Origin of the sequence: Bacillus sp. ATD (assembly GCF_050585765.1) — a bacterium.
Taxonomy (GTDB): domain Bacteria; phylum Bacillota; class Bacilli; order Bacillales; family Bacillaceae; genus Bacillus; species Bacillus stercoris.
This window is the reverse complement of the sequence record NZ_JBOBQH010000015.1, coordinates 24,310-49,088: the sequence shown is the minus strand read 5'-3', so window position 1 is coordinate 49,088 and position 24,779 is coordinate 24,310. Positions and strand designations below refer to the sequence as shown.

Genomic DNA, 24,779 nt, shown 5'->3' with positions numbered 1-24,779 from the left:
ACCTCATCTAATTTTTGTCTCTTCTTTGCTCAGCTCTAACGCCTTTTGCATCGCAAAAGCTTTTTTGAATGATTCCCTGTATTCATGCTTTGGAACAGAATCAATCACAACTCCTGCGCCGGACTGCATAAATGCCTGCCCTCCGGTTGCATAAATGGTTCGAATAACGATATTAAACTGCAGATCGTGATTATATCCAAACCATCCTATAGATCCAGTATAAAGCCCGCGGCGTGTCGGCTCAAGTTCTTCTATAATTTCCATTGTCCTTACTTTTGGTGCACCTGTAATGGTCCCCCCAGGAAACACAGCATGAATAATATCTACAGCATCATACCCATCCTGCAGTTCACCCTGGACGTTAGACACAATGTGCATCACATGCGAGTATTTTTCAATCGCCATGAATTCATTCACGCGCACAGACCCGTAACGTGATACTCTTCCCAGATCATTTCGCTCAAGATCAACCAGCATGACATGTTCCGCGCGTTCTTTTTCGTTGTGGATCAATTCGTTTGCAAGCGCCTCATCTTCTTCATTCGTTTTCCCTCTGGAACGGGTGCCAGCGATCGGTCTCGTCTCTAATCGTTTGCCGTTTTTGCTGACAAGCAGTTCAGGCGATCCGCAAATGATTTGGAAATCAGGCGTTTCTAAATACGCCATGTACGGAGAAGGATTTACTTCTCTCAAGGTTTTGTAAATTTGATATGGATGAGCTGGCAGTGACTGTGACTGCCTTATTGATAGATTAACTTGAAACACATCTCCGTTGGCAATGTATTGTTTGATTTTCTCTACAGCTTGTGAGAATCCATCCTCGGTAAATGGCGCCGCGAAGGAACCATCCGTTTTAGGCTTCATCTCTCGCGAAGGGACAGCGGGAAGCTCAGTCAGCCACATCTGCTCTAACTCAGATAGCTTCACATCCGCTGTTTCCTGGTCAGAACCATTTACATGAGTAATCAGCCATAGAGACTCTTCTTGATGGTCATAAACCGCTATATCATCAAAAACAAGAAAATAAATATCTGGCGTTTCTAGATCATCTAACGAGAGCATTTTAAAATTTTCAATATAACGTGCGTAATCATAGCTGAGAAACCCGATTGCTCCGCCTTGAAAGTCGGGGAACTCATGATTCGTTTCTGTTTCCAGTGTTTTAAACCAGCTGTGGAAGGCCCGTAATGGGTCACCTTCTCTAAACAGCATGTCATCACCATGCTTAATAGTCGTTATTCCGTCTTTTCCTTTTACAGTCGCAATTGGATCAAGACCGGCTATACTGTATCTGCCGCCTCTTGCACTTTCGAGAAGTACATGGTGTTTTCGGGATTGCGCAAGTTTCTCAAATTGTTGTAAGAATGAGTCTTTTTGAAAAGGTACTTTTTTGCCTGCCGGTCTGCGTTGTGCCATTTGTATCATTCCTCTATTTTCTTTTTTGCTTGTTTTCATTGTAAAGCAATGTTGTTAGTGAAAAAAGTGAATTTCTCTTCCAAGAATAACATTCGTCGCAGACATGGCATATTTGATGCACGAAATAAAAAAACTCCCGGCGAACCGGGAGTTTTGGCTTTTTTTAATCGAATTGATACAGCGGCGTGCTTAGATAACGTTCACCGTTACTTGGAATGATGGCCAATACTTTTTTGCCTTTTCCGAGTTTTTTCGCTACTTGAAGTGCAGCATAAATTGCCGCACCTGATGAGATGCCTCCGAGAATTCCTTCTTCACGTGCAGCTCTGCGGGCATACTCGAATGCTTCTTCATTCTTCACAGGGAAGATTTCATCGTATACTTCAGTGTTTAAGATGTCCGGCACGAATCCAGCTCCGATTCCCTGAATTTTGTGAGGGCCTGGTTTTCCTCCTGAAAGCACTGGGGAATCTGACGGTTCAACAGCGTAAATCTTGATGGAAGGGTATGCTTCCTTCAGTACTTCGCCAGCTCCCGTAATCGTTCCGCCTGTGCCAATTCCGGCTACAAATGCGTCAAGCTGGTCGTCACCGAATTGCTCGACGATTTCTTTACCCGTTGTTTGGCGGTGAATTTCTGGGTTAGATGGGTTGTTGAACTGCTGCGGCACAAAGTATCCGTGCTTTTCAGCAAGCTCTTCAGCTTTCTGAATGGCACCTTTCATGCCTTCCGCACCAGGAGTCAGCACAAGCTCTGCGCCGTATGCGCGAAGAAGGTTGCGGCGCTCCATGCTCATTGTATCAGGCATAACCAAAATAGCTTTTAATCCTTTAGCAGCAGCAACCATTGCAAGCCCGATTCCAGTATTTCCGCTTGTCGGTTCAATGATTGTATCACCGGCTTTTAATTTTCCTTCTTTTTCAGCCGCTTCAATCATGGCTAAACCGATACGGTCTTTTACACTGCTTCCAGGGTTCATGTATTCAAGCTTTAGATATACATCCGCACTGTTTTCATCTGCAAGGCGATTTAATTTAACGATTGGCGTATTCCCAATTAATTCAGTAATGGAGTTTGCTACACGTACCATTCTCGACACCTCAATTTCCGACTATTTGTATTGGTATTATGTATATAATCTATCAATTTCAAAATTTTTTGTCAATCACTTAGTACTTTTTTCCCCATAAAACCAAGATACATCGGCTTCTTTCCAAAGTGTTTTAACTGTCGCTTTATCGCCCAGCTGATCCATTGCGATTTGCCGTCTGATCTGGTCCTTTACTTCATCATATGAGAATGTTCTTGCTTTTAGTTTTTCTTTAAGCTGGATAATGGCATATCCATTGCTGACCTTGATGGGTTCCTGAGACCATTCATCCGTTTTAAGTGTTTTCGCCTCTTCAATGTATGCTGACGGAATGTTGTCTGATGCCTCTGTGACAAAACCTAAATCTCCGCCGTATGGTGATGTATATCTGTCAGTAGATCTCTCCGCCGCGACAGCTTCAAAGCTTGAGCCGCCTTTCAGTTCTTTCAGGACTTCTCTCACTTCTTCTTCATCTTTTACAACAATGTGCCGAATTCGATACGAATCATCAAACTGATATAGTTCCTTATTTTTATGATAAAATGATTCCAATTCTTTGTTTGAGATGTCGATATCCCTTGTTAACAATTGTTCAAGGAGGATATTATAACGAATTTGGTCTTTCCACTCTTTCTCAGTCGTATGTTCATCTTCGTAAAAGGAATTATTGACCGCTTTGATCAGCAAAAACTCCCGATCAATTTCGCTTTTGGATACTTTAAGATTGTTCTTTTTGGCCAGCTGCTCAACGACTCGGACATTGATCATATCTTCAAGCGTTGACTTCCCATACTGGTCTTCCATTTCTTTCAGCCATTCTTCTCTTGTCACACTCTTGCCTCCGATAGTCGCAATAGACTCACCGGATGACGATGCGCCGGCTTGGGATTTCGTCAGCGTATACGCAACAGCAATACAGCAAACCAACAGCGCCCCTAAAATAATGGTCCAGATTGTTCTTGATTTCAAACCTGCTTTCAGCCCCTTTTCTCAAATTAAAAACCCGCTAAAGAGCTTAGCGGGTAGTTTGGTCACGAAGCCCTTCCAGCTCTTCTTTTGTAAATAAGTACTTTTCATTACAAAAATGGCATACTGCTTCGGCTTGTCCATCTTCTTCTATCATATCTTGAATTTCTTTTTTGCCTAGTCCTAAAATGGCTGTTTCAAACCGTTCTTTTGAACAAGAACAATGGAATCTGACAGGCATTGTTTCCAAAATCTCTGGTTTCTCGCCTAGGACTTCTTCTAAAATTTCTTCCGGTGTCAATCCCTTTTGGATGAGCTTAGAAATCGGCTCAACTTGAGATAGGCGCTGTTCAATTTTTGTGATGGTTTCATCATCTGTTCCCGGCATCAGCTGAATAATAAAGCCCCCTGCCGCAAGAATGGTATTGTCAGGATTGACGAGCACACCTACACCCACTGATGAAGGTACCTGCTCAGATGACACAAGATAGTAAGTAAAATCATCTCCTAATTCTCCTGAAACGATTTCTACTTGTCCTGTGAAGAACTCACGCAAACCTAAATCTTTTACAACACTTAACGTTCCGCTTGTTCCAACCGCACGTCTGACATCAAGCTTGCCTTGTTCATTTAAATCGAAATGAACTTGTGGGTTAGAGACATAGGCTCTGACTTCTCCTTTGGCATTAGCATCAGCTACAATAGCTCCAATCGGACCTCCACCCTCGACTTTCACAGTCAGCTTATCTTCGCCCTTCAGCATAGCGCCGAGCATAAGTGAAGCTGTCATTGTGCGCCCTAATGCAGCGGATGCTGTCGGCCACGTACCATGGCGTCTCTGTCCTTCATTTACCATATCAGTCGTTCTCGCTGCATAAGCCCGAACTTTTCCGTCATACGCAAGTGCTTTTACTAAATAATCCATTACAAAACCTCCTATACACTTCCTACGCGGTTTCTTTCATAAATCAATTCCAGCCCTTTTAGGGTTAGGAATGGATCAACGATATCAATACAATCTGATTCGTTTGCAATGAGCGGCGCCAGTCCTCCTGTCGCAATGACCTTTGGTTCCTGTTTTGCCTGCCATTTCATTCGCTTAACGATTCCTTCCACTTGGCCGACATAGCCAAATAAAATTCCAGATTGCATCGCGCTTACAGTGTTTTTTCCAATAATATTGTCGGGCCGGGTAATTTCGATACGCGGTAGCTTCGCTGCACGTGAGTAAAGCGCCTCTGTCGAAATTGTAATCCCAGGAGCAATCGCCCCGCCCATGTATTGTTTATTTTCGTCAATATAGCAGTACGTTGTGGCCGTTCCGAAATCAACGACAATTAATGGATTGCCGTATAAGTGTATCGCAGCGACAGCATTTACGATTCTGTCTGCCCCCACTTCTTTCGGATTGTCGTATTTTATATTTAAACCAGTTTTCATACCCGGACCGACAATTTGCGGTTCGATATGAAAGTATTTTGTGCACATTCTTTCTAACGCAAACATGATTGGCGGCACTACTGATGAAATAATGATGCCATCTATCTGTTCAAACATAAGCCCGGAATGCTCAAATAACGAGCGTAAAATCATTCCAAACTCATCTTCTGTTTTATGCCTGCTTGTTTCTATACGCCAGTGATATTCTAATTTTCCATCATGATATACACCAAGTACAGTATTGGTGTTCCCAACATCGATAACCAGTAACAACCTCTATCACCACTTTTGAATAGTTTCTCTACTTTACTTTTTACAAACATTCTACAATACCATACACGATCAGCGGCTCATTTGTAAACAAATCGATACCAGAATTGGATGATTGTAAAAGACGCAGCTGAGCCCATCATTTACATAAAAAAACTGCCAGCGTCAGCCGGCAGTTTTTAGAGAGAAAGCGAATTATTCTTTCGTATCGTCTTTCTTTTCTTCTGTTTTTGTCAGAATGTTTACTTTCACATCATCATTCTTCTCATCATCAGAGAAATTGCGTTCTGGCAATGTTCCGTGATCGACAAGGTGTTTGATTTGTTCAGCGTCAAGCGTTTCAACTTTCAGAAGCGTTTGGGCAATCAATTCAAGCTTGTCACGATTTTCAGTCAGGATTTGTTTCGCGCGCTCATAGCACTCTTTGATAATGCGCTGAATTTCCTGATCAATTTCGTAAGCGATTTGATCACTGTAGTTCTGTTCGTTGTTGAAATCACGGCCTAAGAATACCTGACCGCCCTGAGACTGTCCAAATTGCAACGGCCCCAGTTTTTCTGACATACCGAATTCCGTAACCATTCGTCTTGCAATATTCGTCGCACGCTGGAAGTCATTGTGCGCTCCTGTGCTGACTTCACCGAAGATAATCTCTTCAGCAACACGCCCGCCCAAGAGGCCGACAATTTTATCAAGCAGCTCCGGCTTCGTTTGGAAGTAACGGTCTTCTCTTGGCAGCATAACAGCATAACCGCCAGCCTGACCCCGAGGTACAATCGTTACTTTATGAACCATATCTGCCTCATCTAAAACGAGTCCGATAACAGTGTGTCCGCCTTCGTGATAAGCCACGATATTGCGTTCTTTCTTGGAGATAACGCGGCTCTTCTTAGCAGGTCCGGCAATTACACGGTCCGTCGCTTCGTCAATATCACGCGCATCGATTTTTTTCTTATTTTGACGAGCCGCCACAAGCGCAGCTTCATTCAAGAGATTTTCTAAGTCAGCGCCTGAGAAGCCTGGTGTTCTCATGGCAATTGATTTAAGGTTAACCGTTTCATCCAGCGGTTTGTTTCTCGCATGGACTTTCAATACAGCTTCACGGCCAATGACATCTGGACGATCCACTGTGATTTGACGGTCAAAACGTCCCGGACGAAGTAAGGCTGGGTCCAAGATGTCCGCACGGTTCGTCGCAGCAATGATGATAATTCCTTCATTAGCGCTGAATCCGTCCATTTCAACAAGCAATTGGTTTAGCGTCTGTTCACGTTCATCGTGTCCGCCGCCGAGACCCGCTCCACGCTGGCGTCCCACTGCGTCAATTTCATCAATGAAAATCAAACAAGGCGCATTCTTTTTCGCATTTTCAAACAAGTCACGCACACGGGAAGCACCGACACCTACAAACATCTCAACGAAATCAGATCCGCTGATGCTGAAAAAAGGTACGCCGGCTTCACCTGCACAAGCCTTGGCAAGCAATGTTTTACCGGTACCCGGAGGTCCGACTAAAAGCACGCCTTTCGGTATTCTGGCGCCAAGCTCGGCAAACTTGCGGGGATCTTTCAGAAACTCAACAACTTCAACGAGTTCTTGCTTTTCTTCGTCAGCCCCTGCAACGTCTTTAAATTTGACGCGTTTCTTTTCCTCTGTATACAGCTTCGCCTTACTCTTACCAAAGTTCATGACACGGCTGCCGCCGCCTTGAGCCTGATTGAGCAGGAAGAAAAACAGAATAAAGATAATAACAAACGGGATGATGGTCGTCAGGAATGTCACCCATCCGCTTGTTTCTTGAGCGGGATCAACCTTTACGTCCGTTTTTTTCAAAGCGTTAAATATCTGGTCTGCTCCCTTTCCTTCAGGAACATGAGTCAAAAAGTATTGATCTTTGTCGTAGTTTTTCAGCTGCCCTTTTACCTCATAAACACCTCTGACAGGCTGAACCGATACGCTATCAACTTTCCCGTCATCCAGGTTTTTGATGAACGTACTGTACGACATATTTTCTGTTTTCGGATTTGAGGTCTGGAAGTAGCTCACAACCCCGATTACTACTAATAAAATAAGTAAATAAAAAATGGTATTACGGAAGACCCGATTCATTCCTTACCTCCTCCCACAGTAAGCACAACTATGTTCAATAGTACCATAGAAAATCATTCCAATACAAACAATAACCATCTCGGAAGCAGGCTGCCGATCAGCTTTCATAAACTGCCGGTTTTAACACTCCGATATAAGGCAGATTGCGATAGCGCTCAGCATAATCAAGTCCGTAACCCACTACAAACGCGTCAGGAACTTCAAAACCTACAAAGTCTGCTTTGATGTCCGCTTTTCTTCCGCTCGGTTTATCCAAAAGGGTAACAATCTTAATTGATTTTGCTTTACGGTATCGGAAGAGCTCTACAAGATAACTTAAGGTTAACCCACTGTCGATGATATCTTCAATAATTAAGATGTCCCGGCCCTCTACAGATGTATCCAAATCTTTAATGATTTTGACTTCTCCAGAAGAAACCGTAGAATTTCCATAGCTTGATACATCCATGAAATCCATTTCCAAATATGTATCAATATGCTTGATAAGATCCGCCATAAAAGGAAGTGCTCCTTTTAACACACCGATTGCCAACGGAAATGTATCTTGATACTCGCTCGTTAATTCTGCGCCTAACTCTTTTACTTTCTCTTGTATCTCTGCCTCTGAGATCAGTACTTTCTCGATATCATGTTTCATCATGATTTTGCTTGCCCCCTACACTTTTCATGCTGTCTATATTGTAATACAATGCGGTCGCTGTTTGGAATCACAAGATCTTCAAAAATTGATTTTTTCAGGCCAGGTATCCAGATAATTTCACCGCTTGCGTCCGTCACAATCGGCCAGTTGTCTCTTTCTTGGAGAGGCATTTTCTTATCAATAAATATATCCTTTACCTTTTTTGAGCCGTTCATCCCTTTTAGTTTGATCCGGTCTCCAGCTTTTCTTGTCCGGATAGTTAAGGGAAATTGCACCTTTTTTTCACTTGTGATAAAAACAGCATTCCCATGTTCTTCAGGCGAATCCGTATAATGCTTTGCCTCTATCAGATATCCATTGGGGAGCACTGCCGTTTCATCAGCAGCTCCGCTTATTTGGTATTCAAAGGGAACATTTTTGCACTGCCATTGTTCAAATGTAAACAAACATGTCTGATATGATTTGACCACCTTCAGCCCTTTCGGAAAGTCCAATACTCCTGAAGGACCGCCATTTTCCGCCCAATCAAGAAACTGTTGAATGTGATGGGCTGAAAAGGATGATGGAACGTTTTCATAAAGATAGTTTAATATTAGTTGAACTCCTCTTCTTTGTAAAGGCATCGGGAGGGCAAGCAATTGAGAGGAATTGATTTCAACTGATGTATTAGACTGGCTTGTGATTACTTTATTCATTTCATCTTTCGTTAATGACTGTAAGAATTGCTCATCTTCCGTCAGTGCTTCACTCACTTTCTGAAACCTTTTATGCACATCCGGAGACTCCTTTTTCAAGAACGGGAGCACTGTTTTTCTGAATCTGTTTCTTGTGTAGTCATCTTTGGCGTTGCTTTCATCCGTCCGGTAGCTCAAGCCGTTTTCACGGCAATAGCGAAGGATCTCTTCCTTTGTAATCGTTAGGAACGGCCTGATGATCCGCCCCGTCCCAAAACGTCTAACCGGCTGCATTCCCGCAAGCCCCGTTCCAAGCGCGCCCTTAGCCAATCTCATAAGCATTGTTTCAACCTGGTCATCTCCATGATGAGCAAGCGCCAGATAGTCCGCTTGGTGCTTTGACATGATTTCCTCAAAAAACTGATAGCGGCAATCACGTGCTGCAGCCTGCTTATTGAGTCCTTTTTCCTGTGCATATGCGGTTACATTGATTTGAGCCGTTTCACACACGAGCTGTTGAGCCTTACAATAAGCTTGGACAAAACGCATATCCTCCTCGGATTCCGCGCCTCTGAACCGATGATCAACGTGAGCTGCAATAATATTTGCTGAACGGCCGCATAAAGTATGCAATGCGTGAAGAAGAGCCATTGAGTCCGGACCGCCGGAAACGCCTACAATAATTGTCGCCCCTTTTAACGTAAGATTGTGTTTGTTTAAAAAATCTTTGACACTTTTCACAATGTCCTCCTCACAATGAGCAGGTATTTTAAAGATATTCATATCCTATCACTTTCAATCCCTCCAAGCAAAGAAGAAGCATAGGCTCTGGAGTTTGCGCCATTCAGATTAAGAAAAAGATTATATAGGCGAAATAAAGCGCTAAAACACTGATCACGATGAGCGTTGTTTCAAATAACCCCCCAGACTTAGCCGGTTTCTGTTTTGGGGTATACCGGGTCTTCGCTACTTTTCCTTGACGAGGTTTTTGCTGCCTCTGTCGTCCGGCAGGCTGCGGTGATGTTTTTATAGGTTGTTTTCTTTGTACTGCTTTTTGCCCCGCGTCGAGCATATCCTTCTTCATTTTATCTGCGGATTGATATTCTCCGTTCAAGGCTGAAAGAAGCACTTTTTTATACTTATGCAGCAACGGGTTTCCTTCAATGAGCGACCTAAGCTGTTCTTTGGGCTGGTTTGTTTTCTTAAATTCTTTTTTGTGCACACTGTTGATCATAATCATAGCAACCGCGAACAAATCGTAGGATGGCTCTGCCTTTCTTGTTCCATACCCCCAATAGCCTCTGTCATAAAACTCCGTATACTCTTTTATCGCCCGGCCTTCCTTTGTCGTGCCGCCCACATCAATACAGCGGATCCTTGCGGGCGGGCCAGTTACGATCAGATTATCAGGTTTAAGATCGCCGAATATCCATCCTTGCTGGTGAAGCAGCGATAAACTGGATAATAGCTGAATCATTAATACCGGTATCCATTCTGCTCCTCTATCACTGACATACTTCAAAAGCAGCGGCCCTTTTATGTATTCCATTGCATAAAATGAAACTTTCGTATTGGCACTGGGAATATAGGCATCATCCGTATCAAAAAAAGAAGGCCCCATCGTAACGGACTGGGCCTTTGAGAAAGATTTCAAGACATTCACTTCAGAAGTAATAGACAGGCTGTCATCACTCACCTTTAAGGCAACATGTCCATCTGATGCTTCTGCCAAATACACAATTCCATTGGCCCCTTTACCAAGCTGTTTACGCAATGTATAAGTGTTTCCATTCCACTTGCCTTTGATTGTCGTACCAGGCTTTAGGCTACATGCCAAACTCGTCAAAGCGTCGTTCATCATCTGCCAGCATGCCCCTTCTTGAGCGTATTTTTTCGAATTGCAGTGTCGCTTCACGAATCGCCGGACCTGTCGGCGTGATGCCTCCTGTCGAAAGCTTTGCAAAGAGGGTGGAAAGAGATTGCAGCTTCGGTGTCCAGTTCAGCACAAGCTCGACCTCTTGTTTTTTCCCGGGAAATATACACATCGCAAATTCGTTATTCCCGATTCGGGAATTGAGGCTGACAGACAAATCAATCAGCGCCTCTTTTACTGTTGGAAGCTTTGGCGCCATGCTTGCACTTGTATCAACAAGAACCAAAACCTGAAGATGCACCGTTTCTCCAAGCTCGTCTACCACTTCCATGACTTCGCCGCGTTTTTCCGGAGAAAGCTCTTCCATTTCCACATTCTTTCCGAGAATTTGTTTCAGTTCTTGATTGACGACACCTTGCAGGGTTTGCGTCATCGCTTTTTTTGTTACCATTTGAACGGTTTGTGAAAGCTGAGATGCATAAACGACCTGGTGCACGCCGCCTCCGGCAAGTGCAATCCCTTCTACTTCCTTCATAGCCTCAGGGTCAATTTGATTTTCTTCCATTATACCTATGACGTTTACCGTAATCCCCTGCTCTTTAGCAAAAGCAGCCATTGCAAGCGGGTCTTCCCCATGGTTCGAGCAGCCATCCGTTATCAGCAAAATTTGATTTAAATGTCCGTTATTCACATTCATTCCTCCTGGAGAATACGCGGATTCTCAGATTCATATATTCCCATCTTCGCCAGAAGAAATTTGATTTATACGAAAGCGTTATGAAATTTCTTGTTTGTTTTGAAAGATTGCCGGAACAGGAATGGATGCCCACTTCGGTGTATTGTGATCAATCCGGACGACAACAACAGTCATATCGTCCTCAATTTGGCCGGACCTTGTGCGGATGACTTCTTCCATAAGCAAATCGGCAATCTCCTGCGGGTCATTTGTTTTCAATCCTTTCATTTTACGCTTCATCCATAAGTCGTGATTTTCCACATGCTTAGGCCCCTCAAAAATGCCATCACTCATCATAATTAAGAGGTCACCCGCTTTTAGCTGTTCACTCACAACCTCCACATCGAATTCATTAATAATACCGATTGGCAGATTGCTCGCTTGAACTTTCATGACCTGGTCACCCCGTTTGATAAAGCTAGGCGTCGATCCAACCTTCAGAAATTTACAGCTGGCATCTTGAAGATCGATAATAGACAGGTCAAGCGTGGAATATATCTCATCAGTTGTCCTTAGGGACAATATACTGTTAATGGTTTTAATCGCTATTTTTTCATCAATTCCTGATTCAAGGATTTTTTCAAGAAGCTTAATCGTTTCATTGCTTTCAAAGTGCGCTCTTGCGCCATTGCCCATTCCGTCACTGATTGCCGCAGCATATTTTCTGGCTCCAAGCTCCATCATGCTGTAGCTGTCGCCGGAGACAAGGCCGCCGCCCTTCGCAGCGTGAGCCGCCCCTGTGGACACCCTGTATGATTTTGTTGACCCAAAGGCGACATGGCTGTATCCATTCGGATGCGGAGAGTGCTGTTCGGCTTTCACAAGAATTTGTTCTTCCAGAATGTCAGAAAGCATAGGGGCAATTATTTTTTCACTTTCTCCATGTCCGCTGAACGGAATGGTCATTTCAATATCGATATTTCCTTGTTCAAGGCTATAGATCTCCACATGCTGAATCTCAATTCCGAAATGCTGAAGTGCCTCTATGATTTGCTCTTCCTGCAGAAAATGCTGTTCTCGCTCTCTTTTTATTTCCCGAGAAAAGTCGGCCATGACCTCAGAAACGCCTAAAAGCTGTTCGGCAACAAGACGCCTGCTGTCCTGGACTTTTTTCTTGAGCGTCAAATGGGCATGATGATGTGCGAGCTCATCCTCAATCAGCTCTTCAACCTGCTTTGATTTAGAACAATGCTGATGAAACTCTTTTTTCAGCCTTCGGTTTGATGCATATTCTTTTTCTTCTGTTTCAAGCATAACTTGTTTCATTAAGTCATATGTTTTATCAAAGTTCTGTACCCAGCACCTGTTTTTCTTGTAACACGTCTGACAGGAATGCTCCGTGATTTTGCTTAAAAACAGATCCACTTCGCTGTCATCTGTCTGTTCGTCTGATGCTTGGTAAAAGGTTGCAAAGCTTTCAGACAGCGCGTGAAATACATTGGAGAACTGGTCTACCTTCTGAGCAGTGACATCTCGGATTTTTCTTGCGTATTGCTGCTGCTCTTGAAGATGCTCCACAGTTCCCGGAATATATCTCGCCACTTTCCTTGTAATAGATTGAGGTGTGAGCAAAAACAGGCCGACTGCGATTAGTGACTCATAGAGCGTTGTCATCAGACCGGCGGAGCCTTCACCATATAAAGATATAAGAAGCGACCCAACGATCAGGCCGATCGCCGCACCTGCTTTTTTCCCTTCCTTCAGCAAGCCGCCTAATAAACCGGAAAAAGCAAGCAGACTCATTTGATAGAGGTTTCCGATATTCGCCAAGCCAAGAATCAGGCCGGTCACGACGCCAACCGTACAGCCAATGCTTGCTCCGCCAATAAAGGAAAAACTCAATACAACATAGCGAGCCAATATATGTTCTGCCTGCATCCCTTGGTAGGACAAGCCGGCCAGTCCCGTTAACACAGAAGCAATCAGGATCATAAAGCATATGATTTCCTCTATTTTTAATGATTGTTTCACTTTTTTCACAGTGAAAACTGGAAGGCTCTGAAGGAAAATCAATGTTAAGATAAACGATAGTCCAGCCTCAACGACAGCCATTACATAATCATAGGTTGTAAATGCGCCATTTTGGGCATAAACAAACCCGGCTCTTGCTGCAGCCATGGAAAAGAACACGACAATCGGGAGTGCTTTTACACGATCGTCGGTAATGAAGGCGGCCACTTTAGAAAACACGAAGAATGCCAGCAATGCCGCTAGTATGAGCAATGAGTGCTTCGGAGATATAGTCAGCGCACCTGCAAGCACGGCCAAAACCGCATAAAACGCTTTGTCTCTTCTGATGAGAAGCATCGCTCCAAAGAAAGGAAGTGCGAAAGGAAGCACCTCGGATAATATGAAAGCTCGTCCAAGCAAAAATCCGATGACGACATAAATGAATCCTTTATAGAAAAACAGTGAATGCAAATGATGGGTCACCAGCTTCGTTCCCCTGTTAAAAAACGATTGGAGTTTTTCCAAAGCCTGTCCCGCCATTGGCCCGTTCACTCTTCTTTCTGCTTTTTCCATTCCTCTCATCTCCCACCTGTTATATTCGTTGCCTGTCATTATAGCGAATGCACAGATAGGATTTTGTCAAAAGAAGGTAACAATACCGAAGAAATCTTCGACGGTTTCTGCCTTGATATTCGTTTATCAAAAGAATTTCTGGAATGTTGTCTAAAAATGAAAAAAATCGGTTTCTGCAAGAGAAACCGATTTTTTAGGATGACCCGTACGGGATTCGAACCCGTGTTACCGCCGTGAAAGGGCGGTGTCTTAACCGCTTGACCAACGGGCCAAACAAATATGGTAGCGGCGGAGGGGATCGAACCCCCGACCTCACGGGTATGAACCGTACGCTCTAGCCAGCTGAGCTACACCGCCATATTGTTTTGTGCTTCTAAGCACAAGTTATATAATACAAAGGTTTGTCTCTTTCGTCAACAGAAACTTTAATGTTGTAATTTTCTGACTCTTGGAGAGGGTGAGGATAATAAAAAAGCATCCGTCGGGATGAACGGATGCTTCATTTATTTTATAGAAAGCAGCAAGTTATCCTCTTCTTGCTCCGCGCCCTCCACGTTTTGATTCCGTATTGCGTTTTAAAGATGACAAGCGATCTTCGCTGTCTTTTAAAAACTTATTCATTTTCTGTTCAAAAGATTCTTTCGGACGGAAATCATTTCTAGGTCTGGCTTGCGGACGGTCTTTAGCTTTTTTAATAGATAAACCAATTTTCCCGTCTTTTTCAACGTTGATGACTTTCACTTCAACTTGGTCGCCGACTTTTAAGTGGTCGTTAATGTCTTTGACATAATTATCAGCTACCTCACTAATGTGAACGAGACCGGTTGAGCCTCCAGGCAATTCAACAAATGCTCCAAAATTTGTAATACCTGTAATTTTCCCTTGCAACTTGCTGCCAACTTCAATCGACATAAAAAAAGTGCTCCTCCTTAGGCTTATAAAAAGATCGTTTGCTTAATTATACCTAAATAAAAATTTAAGTGTCAACAAGGCTACTTGCTCTTCTTCTCCACATTGAAGATAATTTCTCCGTCTCCAGACATGAATAAGTCCCTTCTGGCAAGCTCTGTGACGTAATCCTCATCCTTCAATTTGGATATTTCTTCTTTTAAATCCGCTTGTTTTGTCTTTAAATTTTTCAGTTCTTTTTCAAGCTGTTCTTTCTTTTCTTCTTTTGCGCTAAGGGAAGATGTTTGGGACCATACAGAGCTTGCCAGCACAATTGCCGTCAGGAATACTAGGGCGCCGAATACAGTCAACCGTCTGTACAGCCCTTTGCGTCTTCTTTTCTTCAGCTGATTCTGCCGTTCCACTTGTTCTTTATAGTCGTTTTGTATTTCAGTTATCGTTCGTTCCCTGGAAAAATTCAAACCAGACGGTCCTCCTTTCATCTCTTCAAAAAACTTGTGATGGTCGTTCTTATGGTTATCAATAGTTTCTTCTTCTTTTTGAGAAATCCTGCACCTTTTTCAAATAAACGTCTAAAAGTTAGACGCATTCTCACAGGAAGAAGTTTCAAACATTGTTTCACGATAAAACGGATCGGAAAACACAGAACCATGACTATTTTATAAAGACACAGCAGGAGAAAACCGATCAGGCGGTATGTTTTCTTGAATAAAAATGCCGCCATCCAGATGATCGCTCCGCATGTCCACACAATAGGACGAAATAACACGTGCTGAATGAGTTTTTTGAAGAATTGATAAACAGAAACAACAAGGTAAATGACGAATTTCAGTATTTTTATATAGATTCGTTTGCAAAGGCTCTGATACGTCGCAATGCCCAGCAGAACCGCTAAAAAGATGTAAATCCTGAATTCTCCCTCATTTACATGAAGCAAGACATAAAAGAAAAGCAGCCCTTGCACAATCCAGAAAAGAATATCATGAATAAATAATAGCCATCTGGCTGTTTTAGCACGAATGACAAAGAGCCGGTATGTATCAAGCGAAGCACCAAGCCAGAGACCCATACCGGACATCGCCAGCATTGTATAGAATTGTGTCGTCAGCGTCATTTAAACAACTTGCTAAAAAATCCTTTAGCTTTATCCCCTTGTTGTTCGTCTAAGTACACTAAATCAAATACCCTGCCTTTAATAGAAACAATCCCTTTTTCCACATCTAGATTTTTCATCTGCAGGTTTTGGCCTCTGACGGAGAGCATTCCCATCACCGTTTCTAGCAGGAATTCTTCATTATCGAAGCTCTCCACATGCTTAACCCCAGAAATATCTAAATGCTTCCGGCCTTTCATTGTCACATCATGCTGTTCCGGAACAGACGAAGAACCTTTTTGATCATAATATGAATTCATCTATTCAGCCCCCATATCCTCGATACTTTTAGCACTATTACTGCATTGTATGAGGAGGGGGATTTTTTTAGAACAAGCCTATTCGCCGAGTTTTTCTTCTTTTAGAATCGTATACATGTTTGCAGCTTCTTCTTTTTTCGTTGTGTCTTTCAATTCATTAACTTGAACCGTTACAAGCTTTTGGCCGAAGCGGACCGTTAGTTCATCTCCCGGTTTTACGTCAGAGCTTGCTTTCGCCTGGTTTCCGTTTATAGAGATTCGTCCTTGGTCAGCTACTTCCTTCGCTAGTGTACGTCGTTTGATCAGCCGTGATACTTTTAAAAATTTATCTAATCTCATATCTATGATCTCCTCTCAGTTTCTTTTGCTTCGTTCCACAGTTTGTCCATGTCCTCAAGAGACATATCAGCCAGCTCGATTCCCTTTTCCTTCACTGTTTCTTCAATATATGAGAACCGTCTCCTGAATTTGTCATTAGTCATAGTCAGCGCTTCCTCTGGCTCTATTTTGTAGAAGCGGGCTACATTCACCAGCGCGAACAAAATGTCGCCAAACTCGGCTTTAAGATTGTGTTCATGAGGAGCTTCAGAAACCTCAGAAGAAAATTCCTTCATTTCCTCACTTACCTTTTCCCAAATATCGCTGACGTCTTCCCAGTCAAAACCGACCTTCGCTGCTTTTTTCTGCAATTTAGCAGCTTTCGAAAGAGCTGGAAGAGTCTTCGGTACGCTGTCTAATAACGATGATTCAGATGTGTTTTTTTCGGCCTTTTTTATATCTTCCCAATTTGCCAATACATCGTTCTCACCCTGAACCTTAACATCTTTAAACACATGGGGATGTCTTCGGACCATTTTTTCACTGATTCCTTTTATGACATCATCAATTGTGAAATAACCTTCATCTTCACCAATTTGCGCGTGAAGCAAGACCTGAAGCAAAACGTCGCCAAGCTCTTCGATCATATGGTCTGTGTCTTCTTCGTCAATTGCTTCGAGAAGCTCATAACATTCTTCAATCATGTACTGCTTTAATGATTGATGCGTCTGTTTTTTATCCCACGGACATCCATTAGGTCCGCGAAGCTCTCTGATGATGCTTCGGAACGTGGAGAATTCGTGATAAAGCAGCTTCTCTTCTTTAATCGGCGGAATATACACACTTGTTAAGTTATTCAAGGCGACATTGCGGTCCAGCTCAAATAACGGCACTGTCCTGATATCTTCGTCACGGCTGCCTGCTGCAGTCACGATCACGACCTCATAATCATCAGGCAGCTTCTCCATTAATGTCAGCTTCACTTCTGAGGCCGTCATTTGGTCGTAAACCTGACATATAATCAAATGATGGCTGAGCTCTAGCTCATCCGCGGACAATGTGCCGGCATCCACAAATTGAAAACCTTCAATCGGGTCGATTTGCAAGGCATTGAATGTGGCATCAAGGAAACTTTGTCCCCCTGCGACTTTCACTTGAACGTTTTCCTTTTCTTGCCGCTCCGTCAGCAGCTGAACTGTTTTTTCTGCGACAAACGGGTGTCCCGGTACAGCATAAACCACATCCTCACGCTGCGCCGCTTCAAAGAGGATGTCAGCAATTTCTTCATATACCGCCTCAAACTGATCATGCTTCTCATATATATCGTCAAAGTAACGGATGTTCTTCGTTTCTTTTTCAAGCTCCTCAATTAAAGGATGATCCTTGGTTCTGACATACAGCGTATCTGCCTTCGTCAGCAGCTTGTGTATACCAATTGTCAATTGGTCCATGTCTCCGGCACCAAGTCCGACGACAGTAATTTTACCCGCCATTTTGTTCTCTCCTTCTCATGAATTTGCTTAACTTGCTGCCGAATGGCACACTGTTCAGCTCTTCATCTGTAAATATTCCCAATCTCATCATACAATAAATAAACACCGCGCCACCAATAGCAACAGCAGAAAGACTCTCAATCACAGCCGCTCCTCTTCCTGTTGCAGGAAACAAGAAAGTCCAGAGACGCGTATAAGCAAGCAAAACAGCTGACATCAAAAGAGCAGATCCAATAATCGGAATCAAAACACCTCTAAGCTTATCGAGCCATTCCTTTTGCCGAAGCTGATACAAGTTAAGGCCGGCGACAGCAGCAAAAGAAGCCGCTGTCGCAAGCGATGCACCTTCAATCCCATAGCGCGGAACCAAAAGAGTGTTTAACACCCATTTCACTACAACACCCATGCCTACCGCTATCGCAGGAAAAACTGTGTACCCCGCGCCCTGTAAGACTGCCGCTGCCGTTACCGCTATAGATGCAAACAAAATGGAGCTGCTAAATACTTGTAATGCGCCTGTCCCTTCTCCATTTTGAAACAGCATGATATTCACCGGCTTAAGAATGCAAATTAATCCAGCCGATGCGCCTGTACCGAGCACAAGGCATAGTTTCAAAGATGACGTGATTTTTTCTTTCATGATCTTCAGCTCTTTGTTTTTTACAGCCATAGAAATATACGGAACGAGTGACGTCGCAATGCTTATGGCAAACACTGAGCCGAGCTGCAGCAAGGGCTGTCCCCGATCATAAATTCCCTTTAGGCGTTTCGCTTCTTCGCTTGCCTCACCACCTGATAGCAAAGCATATAAATTCAAAGCATCAACAAGCTGGATAAACAAAAGCAGCAAACTGCTTACACAAATTGTAACCGAATATAACAGCAGTTTTTTCGTCAATTCTTTTGTTGTGATGTCATTTTCATTTTGTCTACCCGTTTGCTTGTCTCTTTTCATTTTGAACCAAAAAAATCCGAGTATTATCAATGCAACGAAACTTCCGGCAAGAGATCCGGAAGCTGCTGCCGCTCCCGCAGTATAAAGTGAGGCTCCTTTTTTGACGAGCCAAAATGATAACCCTAAGAGCACCGCAACTCGCAGAAACTGCTCTGTCATCTGTGATAGAGCCGAAGGGAGCATTTCGTGCCGCCCTTGAAAACCGCCTCTAAGCAACGCGACAAATGGGAACAACAGAAATGTATACGCGGTCACTTGAATTAACTCAGCGAGATGCGAATCCCCCATAAAGAGCGCGATGGGAACAGCCCCCAAATATAAACAAAGAAATAATAACATACCGATTAAAGACAAAAACCACGCTGATATTTTTAATATAGTGTGATGATTTTTTTCACTATAATCATTCATCAGTTTCGAAATAATGACCGGAAATCCTGATGTTGACAGCATAACCGCAATACCAAGAAAGGGATATACCTGCTGATATATATAGAATCCAACATCGCCGACAATGTTTTGAAACGGGACTCTGTAAACGGCGCTTAAAATTTTTGTGATGACGCCTGCCAGAATTAAAACAAATGCCCCCTGCCAAACCCAATGCCGTTTAACGCCTATTGAATCGTCCATCCAAAAGCTCCTTCCCAACGTCAAGGGCAATACGGTTCACGTATTACCGCGGCACAAATAAAAACGAGGTTATTATACCATATCCCAACCCTTGGAATCCTATTTCGGCACGCATGAAAAAGAACAGCGTCTCAAAGGAGAGCTGTTCTTTTCATACCTATTTTCGATAAAAGGAATAAGACCTACTGTTCCATTTGACGAGCCAAAAATCCAGCTGCTGTTTCAACGGCTTTATGCTCTACTTCGCCCATTGATTGATCTTTTGAAAAAATCACCACAGCACCTATCGGATCGCCATTCGCCACTATTGGGCCGACAGTATAAGAATTCATGTCCTCATCTATGCCATTCACAAGCTGTACTGATTTCGCATCACTCTCAAGCACAGAGCTGCGCTGATCCATTATTCTTTCCAGCATTTCGCTGATTGACTTGTTTAAGTAATCTTTTTTGGAGCTGCCAGACACAGCAATATATACATCACGATCACAAATCAGCACTGAATGGCCGAGACTGTCGTAAAGCGCGTCTGCATACTCTTTTGCAAAGTCTCCAAGCTCACTGATCGGAGAGTACTTTTTCAAAATCACTTCTCCGTCACGATCCACAAAAATCTCAAGCGGATCGCCTTCCCTGATTCTCAGAGTTCTTCGAATTTCTTTAGGAATCACGACCCGACCTAAGTCATCAATACGACGTACGATACCGGTTGCTTTCATCTCTGGTGCCTCTCTTTCATTTGATGGTATATATATGTGGGAAAGACCTAAAGCAGTTACTTTATGTACCTTCCGCCTCGCTTGAAATTAGTATCCGTCACATCAAATGTAATATACACCAGAGAGTAACAAAATTTACGTTGATGAAATGGTTTGCTTTTTCACATTTTTTAAGCCCTTCAGCATGCCCAGCACGGTGTCGAGCCACTCATTGGCACTACGGCCTTTCGTCTGTATGGAGATTTTGAGTTTTTTCCCTTCCATTCCCAGTCCGATTTGTCTGCCATATTGATTGCCAAGCTCAAACAGCTTCTGTCCGTCAATTTCAGCACTTGCTTCTTCAGAGATCGTCAATCTGACAGCATCTTTATCCTGCTTAATCAGCTCGACACGTTCCTGTCTCGCATAAACCTTCATTTCTGCAACAGTAAACAAGTATTCGACTTCTTTTGGATAGTTTCCAAAGCGGTCGATCATTTCATCCTGAAGCTCGTTCTTCTCTTCGATTGTCGCCACAGATCTAAAGCGTTTGTACATATCAATTTTCTGTTTGCCGTCTTGAATATATGTTTCTGGAATATACGCATCAAGCTCGACATCAATTTCTGTTTCAAACTGCTCTGTCTTCGCTGTGTCTCCTTTACGTTCTTCAATGGCCTCTTTCAACATTTGGGAATAGAGGTCAAATCCGACCGAATCGATGAAGCCGTGCTGCTGGGCGCCAAGAAGATTCCCGGCTCCGCGAATGGTTAAGTCACGCATTGCGATTTTAAAACCGGAACCTAGCTCTGTGAATTCTTTAATGGCCTGCAGCCTTTTTTCAGCTACTTCTGTCAGCACTTTATCCCGACGGTACGTGAAGTACGCATACGCCACACGGTTAGAACGGCCGACACGCCCCCGCAGCTGGTAAAGCTGAGAAAGCCCCATCTTGTCGGCGTCAAATACGATCAGCGTATTGACGTTCGGGATGTCTACACCTGTTTCAATAATGGTTGTACTGACGAGAACGTCTGATTCTCCTTCAAGAAAACTCAGCATAACGGTTTCTAATTCATTTTCTGTCATTTTTCCGTGGGCGTACGTCACCTTTGCGTCAGGGACAAGCATTGAGATCTCATCCGCTTTCCGCTCGATGTCCTCTACCCGGTTGTACAAGAAATAGACCTGGCCACCGCGTGCAAGCTCACGTTCAATTGCCTCTCTGACAAGAGCGCCATTGTATTCCACAACATACGTCTGTACAGGGAAGCGGTTTTCCGGCGGAGTTTCGATGACTGAAAGATCCCTTACGCCAAGCATAGACATATGCAGCGTACGCGGAATCGGCGTTGCTGTTAGCGTTAAAACATCAACATTGGCTTTAATTTGCTTGATCTTTTCTTTATGGGTTACACCGAAACGCTGCTCTTCATCAATGATGAGGAGCCCTAAGTCTTTATACACGACATCTTTTGATAGCAGCCGATGCGTCCCGATGACGATATCAACCGTCCCATTTTTCAATCCTTTGATTGTTTCGTTTGCTTCTTTTCTTGTTCTGAACCTGCTGAGAAGGCCTATATTAATCGGATAGTCCTGGAAGCGCTCTTTAATGGTTTCATAGTGCTGCTGTGCCAAAATGGTTGTCGGGACGAGCAGAGCTACCTGCTTTCCGTCGCCAATCGCCTTAAACGCGGCACGTATGGCAACCTCTGTTTTACCGTAGCCCACATCTCCGCACAGCAAGCGGTCCATCGGACGTTCTCTTTCCATGTCTTTTTTGATTTCGTGAATCGAACGGAGCTGATCCTCAGTCTCTTGATAAGGGAAAGCTGATTCGAATTCACGCTGCATCTCATGGTCAGGAGAAAACGCGTATCCCTTGCTCGCTTCTCTTTCGGCATAGAGCTTAATTAAGTCATCAGCAATATCCTGAACAGATGTCTCTACTTTTTTCTTAACCCGTTTCCATTCGCTTCCGCCTAATTTATACAGCTTCGGCTCTTTTCCTTCGGAGCCGACATATTTTTGCACCTGATCAATTTGTTCTACAGGGACGTAAAGCTTGTCACTTCCCTGATAATGAATATTTAAATAGTCTTTATGAATTCCGTTGATTTCAAGGGTTTCGATTCCCAGGTATTTTCCGATCCCGTGATTAATATGAACGACATAATCACCAATTTGAAGCTCCGAATAGCTCTTGATGCGCTCTGCATTGGTAAGCTTCTGTTTTCGCGGCTTCTTTTTCACACGGTTTTTGAACAGTTCTTCTTCCGTAATAACGGCAAGCTTCATTAATGGCAGCTCAAATCCCGATTGGAGCTCGCCTTCCATGATATAGACCTGTCCCTGAACAAGCGCTTTTTTGCTGTCTGTCACGGCGGCCTCGATATCATAATCAGCCAAAACAGATGACAATTTCTGTGTACGTTCCTTGTTTGCTCCTAAGAACACAACAGTGAAATTTGATTTTTTAAAACGCTCCATTTCACCCGCGAGCACGTTCATTTGCCCATGGAAACTCTGCATTTGACGGCCTGACACATTGACGATATTTTGCGGACTCGTATGCTGTACATGCCGCAAAAATAAAGAATAGTACAGCAGAGGCCGTTTTTGCTCAGCCACTATTTTTTGGAAACTGAATGACAAACGAATGTCATGCAAAATCTTGCCTTCCTCAAGAAGATTTGTTATAAACTCTGCTTCTTCTTTTTGAAGCTGTTCTTCCATCTCATGAATCCGGCTGACTTCATCCAAAATCAGAAGTGTATTTTCAGGTGTATAATCTAGTAAACTAGCAGGCTTTTCATAGAAATATGAGAGATACTTCACGAGCTCCTGATCTGTCTGGCCTTCAGACAAGCGTTCTTTATCGTGAGAAATATTCGCATGAAGTATTTCTTTTTGCTTGTCAGCCTTTAATTTTTTCAAGCTCGCAGCAAGACCGCTATCGATTTTCTCCATCGCCCGTGCTTTTTCTTCCGGTCTGATAATTAATTCCTTCGCGGGACCGATATTGATCGAAGTAAGGGTCTCAATTGACCGCTGATCATCTGAATTAAAGCTGCGGATTGAATCGACTTCGGTGTCAAAAAGTTCAATTCTCACCGGATTTTCTGAAGTTAGCGGATAAATATCAATGATTCCTCCGCGAATACTGAATTCTCCGGGCGCAGATACCATATCAGACCGTTCATACCCTACCTCCACCAGCCGTGACGCTAGCTGGTCAGGTTCGATATCATGACCCACTTGAATGAGCATCTGGCTGCTTTTCCACACCTCTACAGGCGGCAGCATTCTTCTGATAGCAGCTACAGGAGCAACGACAATCGGCGCTTCTCCATGCGTTAATCTATTAATGACATCTAATCGCTGCGCCCGCAATTCAGGGCTTGCAACTGCGATTTCTGATGAAATGAGTTCATTGACGGGGTACAAAAGGACAGACCGATCCTCTAGAAGTGAAGTCAGATCATCTGTTACTTTCTGGGCTTGGTATAAGTTATGGGTGATGAGAAAGATAGGCTTATTCGTTTCATTAGCCAGAGCAGAAGTAAAAACAGAACGCGCGGAACCCGACAGACCCGCGAGCAGCTGTTCCTTCAGACCCTCGTGTAAACCGTTGATGATGGATTTAAAGTCATCGCTTTCTTTTATAAAGGTTTGAATGTTGTCCATATGGCCCCTCCTCTCTGTTTCCTGTGAGAACAGAAAAACGCTTTGGTCTAGTGTCTACACCAAAGCTTTTTATTGAATAAATGTGTGATATTCGTGGTAATGCGGATTTCGGTCAAGCGCCTCTTGGCAGTCTTCACATATCGTCAAAACATGGACATCTCCATTTTCTTTATAAGAAATCATATCGTTTCTTTCCTCATTTGTTAAGTGCTGAAATCCAAGTGAGTCTGTCGATACCATTGAAGATTCGAGACTGCCTACTTTCACTCCGCAATGACGACAATAATAATGCAAAGCCATACAAGGGACCTCCTGATGAAAAAGTCATTTTGGTGTAGTATGGACTTTGTAGTTTCATTTTATACCTTTGCGTTAAATTCGTTCATGACTTCTAAAAACGGTTTACTCAGAGAAGCCTCACAAGCCTTCACAGATTTATCAACCGCTTCCCCGATCTCAGGTACCTCCTCCTTTGTAAAGGAGCCTAACACATAATCAACGACCTTCATGCCGTTTACAGGCCGGCCGATTCCGATGCGGATACGGTCAAACTCGGATGTTCCAAGATGCTGGATCAGTGATTTGATGCCGTTGTGCCCTCCGGCGCTTCCTTTCGTTCTTAACCGAATCTTGCCAGTCGGAAGGTCAAGATCGTCGTAAATGACTGTCAAATCTTCGTTATCCACATCATAGTAATCCATTAAAGGCCGCAAACATTCTCCTGATAAATTCATATATGTAAGCGGTTTAACAAGTAGAACCTTTTTGCCGGAAACAAATCCGGTTCCGTATAATCCGTTAAATTTATTTTGATTCAGCTCTATATTCCATTCCTTTGCAAGCTGATCTATCACCATAAATCCGACATTATGCCGTGTATTTTCATAGTTCTTCCCCGGGTTTCCGAGACCGGCAATCACAAGCATGGCGAAT

At 43.4% G+C, this 24,779-nt stretch carries 22 protein-coding genes and 2 tRNA genes; all 24 read right to left on the bottom strand.

What is annotated here, in order from left to right; translation table 11 throughout:
- Positions 1-3 precede the first annotated feature (3 nt).
- The 24 genes from ACQXR1_RS21485 to pth all read right to left on the bottom strand — a co-directional run bounded on the left by ACQXR1_RS21485 (position 4) and on the right by pth (position 24,772).
- Positions 4-1,416 carry an anthranilate synthase component I family protein gene (locus ACQXR1_RS21485; RefSeq protein WP_103032377.1) on the bottom strand — a complete coding sequence of 471 codons (1,413 nt, stop codon included), beginning with the start codon at positions 1,414-1,416 and terminating at the stop codon, positions 4-6.
- Positions 1,417-1,579: 163 nt separating this feature from the next.
- Positions 1,580-2,506 (bottom strand): cysteine synthase A, encoded by a 927-nt coding sequence (gene cysK / locus ACQXR1_RS21480; RefSeq protein ID WP_014662501.1) that lies wholly within the window; start codon positions 2,504-2,506, stop codon positions 1,580-1,582.
- A 75-nt stretch (positions 2,507-2,581) separates the two neighbouring features.
- Entirely contained in the window at positions 2,582-3,475 is an 894-nt protein-coding gene (locus tag ACQXR1_RS21475; RefSeq protein ID WP_430772814.1) for a peptidyl-prolyl cis-trans isomerase, read from the bottom strand.
- 46 nt (positions 3,476-3,521) lie between these two features.
- On the bottom strand, positions 3,522-4,397 hold the full coding sequence (hslO, locus tag ACQXR1_RS21470; protein WP_134976588.1) for a redox-regulated molecular chaperone HslO: 876 nt from the start codon (positions 4,395-4,397) through the stop codon (positions 3,522-3,524).
- Between the two features lie 11 nt (positions 4,398-4,408).
- Positions 4,409-5,185: a type III pantothenate kinase gene (locus ACQXR1_RS21465; protein ID WP_003218395.1), complete on the bottom strand. Its 777-nt coding sequence runs from the start codon at positions 5,183-5,185 to the stop codon at positions 4,409-4,411.
- Between the two features lie 192 nt (positions 5,186-5,377).
- Positions 5,378-7,291, bottom strand: a complete 1,914-nt coding sequence (ftsH, locus tag ACQXR1_RS21460; protein WP_014662498.1) for an ATP-dependent zinc metalloprotease FtsH — start codon at positions 7,289-7,291, stop codon at positions 5,378-5,380.
- Between the two features lie 97 nt (positions 7,292-7,388).
- Positions 7,389-7,931, bottom strand: coding sequence for a hypoxanthine phosphoribosyltransferase (hpt, locus tag ACQXR1_RS21455; RefSeq protein ID WP_014662497.1), 543 nt, complete (start codon positions 7,929-7,931; stop codon positions 7,389-7,391).
- Positions 7,928-9,346, bottom strand: a complete 1,419-nt coding sequence (gene tilS / locus ACQXR1_RS21450; protein WP_205440457.1) for a tRNA lysidine(34) synthetase TilS — start codon at positions 9,344-9,346, stop codon at positions 7,928-7,930. Before tilS ends, hpt begins: the two co-directional genes overlap by 4 nt.
- Positions 9,347-9,449: 103 nt before the next feature.
- Positions 9,450-10,466 (bottom strand): serine/threonine protein kinase PrkT, encoded by a 1,017-nt coding sequence (gene prkT / locus ACQXR1_RS21445; RefSeq protein WP_430772813.1) that lies wholly within the window; start codon positions 10,464-10,466, stop codon positions 9,450-9,452.
- Positions 10,432-11,169 (bottom strand): VWA domain-containing protein, encoded by a 738-nt coding sequence (locus ACQXR1_RS21440; RefSeq protein WP_003243782.1) that lies wholly within the window; start codon positions 11,167-11,169, stop codon positions 10,432-10,434. The genes prkT and ACQXR1_RS21440 overlap by 35 nt, the downstream gene beginning before the upstream one ends.
- An 84-nt stretch (positions 11,170-11,253) precedes the next feature.
- On the bottom strand, positions 11,254-13,737 hold the full coding sequence (gene spoIIE, locus ACQXR1_RS21435) for a stage II sporulation protein E (protein WP_040081059.1): 2,484 nt from the start codon (positions 13,735-13,737) through the stop codon (positions 11,254-11,256).
- 199 nt (positions 13,738-13,936) lie between these two features.
- Positions 13,937-14,008 (bottom strand) — tRNA-Glu (locus ACQXR1_RS21430).
- A 9-nt stretch (positions 14,009-14,017) separates the two neighbouring features.
- Positions 14,018-14,094 (bottom strand) — tRNA-Met (locus tag ACQXR1_RS21425).
- Positions 14,095-14,262: 168 nt separating this feature from the next.
- The gene (locus ACQXR1_RS21420) at positions 14,263-14,649 is read right to left on the bottom strand and encodes a S1 domain-containing RNA-binding protein (RefSeq protein ID WP_003218379.1); all 387 of its coding nucleotides are present in this window, start codon (positions 14,647-14,649) and stop codon (positions 14,263-14,265) included.
- 80 nt (positions 14,650-14,729) lie between these two features.
- Positions 14,730-15,107 carry a cell division protein DivIC gene (gene divIC / locus ACQXR1_RS21415; RefSeq protein WP_040081060.1) on the bottom strand — a complete coding sequence of 126 codons (378 nt, stop codon included), beginning with the start codon at positions 15,105-15,107 and terminating at the stop codon, positions 14,730-14,732.
- A gap of 17 nt (positions 15,108-15,124) precedes the next feature.
- Positions 15,125-15,760 carry a spore cortex biosynthesis protein YabQ gene (gene yabQ / locus ACQXR1_RS21410; protein WP_014662494.1) on the bottom strand — a complete coding sequence of 212 codons (636 nt, stop codon included), beginning with the start codon at positions 15,758-15,760 and terminating at the stop codon, positions 15,125-15,127.
- A complete protein-coding gene (gene yabP / locus ACQXR1_RS21405; RefSeq protein ID WP_003226714.1) occupies positions 15,757-16,059 on the bottom strand; it encodes a sporulation protein YabP in 303 nt (100 codons plus the stop codon). The genes yabQ and yabP overlap by 4 nt, the downstream gene beginning before the upstream one ends.
- Before the next feature lie 78 nt (positions 16,060-16,137).
- Entirely contained in the window at positions 16,138-16,398 is a 261-nt protein-coding gene (locus tag ACQXR1_RS21400; protein ID WP_003226716.1) for an RNA-binding S4 domain-containing protein, read from the bottom strand.
- 2 nt (positions 16,399-16,400) lie between these two features.
- Positions 16,401-17,870 (bottom strand): nucleoside triphosphate pyrophosphohydrolase, encoded by a 1,470-nt coding sequence (gene mazG, locus ACQXR1_RS21395; RefSeq protein ID WP_326350699.1) that lies wholly within the window; start codon positions 17,868-17,870, stop codon positions 16,401-16,403.
- Positions 17,860-19,458 carry a putative polysaccharide biosynthesis protein gene (locus ACQXR1_RS21390; protein ID WP_430772812.1) on the bottom strand — a complete coding sequence of 533 codons (1,599 nt, stop codon included), beginning with the start codon at positions 19,456-19,458 and terminating at the stop codon, positions 17,860-17,862. The genes mazG and ACQXR1_RS21390 overlap by 11 nt, the downstream gene beginning before the upstream one ends.
- Positions 19,459-19,640: 182 nt before the next feature.
- On the bottom strand, positions 19,641-20,177 hold the full coding sequence (gene spoVT, locus ACQXR1_RS21385; protein WP_014662490.1) for a stage V sporulation protein T: 537 nt from the start codon (positions 20,175-20,177) through the stop codon (positions 19,641-19,643).
- A gap of 135 nt (positions 20,178-20,312) precedes the next feature.
- Positions 20,313-23,846 (bottom strand): transcription-repair coupling factor, encoded by a 3,534-nt coding sequence (mfd, locus tag ACQXR1_RS21380; RefSeq protein WP_430772811.1) that lies wholly within the window; start codon positions 23,844-23,846, stop codon positions 20,313-20,315.
- A 69-nt stretch (positions 23,847-23,915) separates the two neighbouring features.
- Positions 23,916-24,146 carry an anti-sigma-F factor Fin gene (gene fin, locus ACQXR1_RS21375; protein WP_003243417.1) on the bottom strand — a complete coding sequence of 77 codons (231 nt, stop codon included), beginning with the start codon at positions 24,144-24,146 and terminating at the stop codon, positions 23,916-23,918.
- A gap of 59 nt (positions 24,147-24,205) precedes the next feature.
- A complete protein-coding gene (gene pth / locus ACQXR1_RS21370; protein ID WP_430772810.1) occupies positions 24,206-24,772 on the bottom strand; it encodes an aminoacyl-tRNA hydrolase in 567 nt (188 codons plus the stop codon).
- Positions 24,773-24,779: the final 7 nt, after the last annotated feature.

What these genes read in the sequence shown, in the direction of transcription:
- pth (WP_430772810.1), bottom strand. Translation starts at nt 24,772, where the DNA reads ATGCTTGTGATTGCCGGTCTCGGAAACCCGGGGAAGAACTATGAAAAT.
- ftsH (WP_014662498.1), bottom strand. Translation starts at nt 7,291, where the DNA reads ATGAATCGGGTCTTCCGTAATACCATTTTTTATTTACTTATTTTATTA.
- ACQXR1_RS21420 (WP_003218379.1), bottom strand. Translation starts at nt 14,649, where the DNA reads ATGTCGATTGAAGTTGGCAGCAAGTTGCAAGGGAAAATTACAGGTATT.
- fin (WP_003243417.1), bottom strand. Translation starts at nt 24,146, where the DNA reads ATGGCTTTGCATTATTATTGTCGTCATTGCGGAGTGAAAGTAGGCAGT.
- yabQ (WP_014662494.1), bottom strand. Translation starts at nt 15,760, where the DNA reads ATGACGCTGACGACACAATTCTATACAATGCTGGCGATGTCCGGTATG.
- hslO (WP_134976588.1), bottom strand. Translation starts at nt 4,397, where the DNA reads ATGGATTATTTAGTAAAAGCACTTGCGTATGACGGAAAAGTTCGGGCT.
- spoVT (WP_014662490.1), bottom strand. Translation starts at nt 20,177, where the DNA reads ATGAAAGCAACCGGTATCGTACGTCGTATTGATGACTTAGGTCGGGTC.
- mazG (WP_326350699.1), bottom strand. Translation starts at nt 17,870, where the DNA reads ATGGCGGGTAAAATTACTGTCGTCGGACTTGGTGCCGGAGACATGGAC.
- cysK (WP_014662501.1), bottom strand. Translation starts at nt 2,506, where the DNA reads ATGGTACGTGTAGCAAACTCCATTACTGAATTAATTGGGAATACGCCA.
- hpt (WP_014662497.1), bottom strand. Translation starts at nt 7,931, where the DNA reads ATGATGAAACATGATATCGAGAAAGTACTGATCTCAGAGGCAGAGATA.
- yabP (WP_003226714.1), bottom strand. Translation starts at nt 16,059, where the DNA reads ATGAATTCATATTATGATCAAAAAGGTTCTTCGTCTGTTCCGGAACAG.
- mfd (WP_430772811.1), bottom strand. Translation starts at nt 23,846, where the DNA reads ATGGACAACATTCAAACCTTTATAAAAGAAAGCGATGACTTTAAATCC.
- ACQXR1_RS21400 (WP_003226716.1), bottom strand. Translation starts at nt 16,398, where the DNA reads ATGAGATTAGATAAATTTTTAAAAGTATCACGGCTGATCAAACGACGT.
- spoIIE (WP_040081059.1), bottom strand. Translation starts at nt 13,737, where the DNA reads ATGGAAAAAGCAGAAAGAAGAGTGAACGGGCCAATGGCGGGACAGGCT.
- ACQXR1_RS21485 (WP_103032377.1), bottom strand. Translation starts at nt 1,416, where the DNA reads ATGGCACAACGCAGACCGGCAGGCAAAAAAGTACCTTTTCAAAAAGAC.
- ACQXR1_RS21390 (WP_430772812.1), bottom strand. Translation starts at nt 19,458, where the DNA reads ATGGACGATTCAATAGGCGTTAAACGGCATTGGGTTTGGCAGGGGGCA.
- prkT (WP_430772813.1), bottom strand. Translation starts at nt 10,466, where the DNA reads ATGATGAACGACGCTTTGACGAGTTTGGCATGTAGCCTAAAGCCTGGT.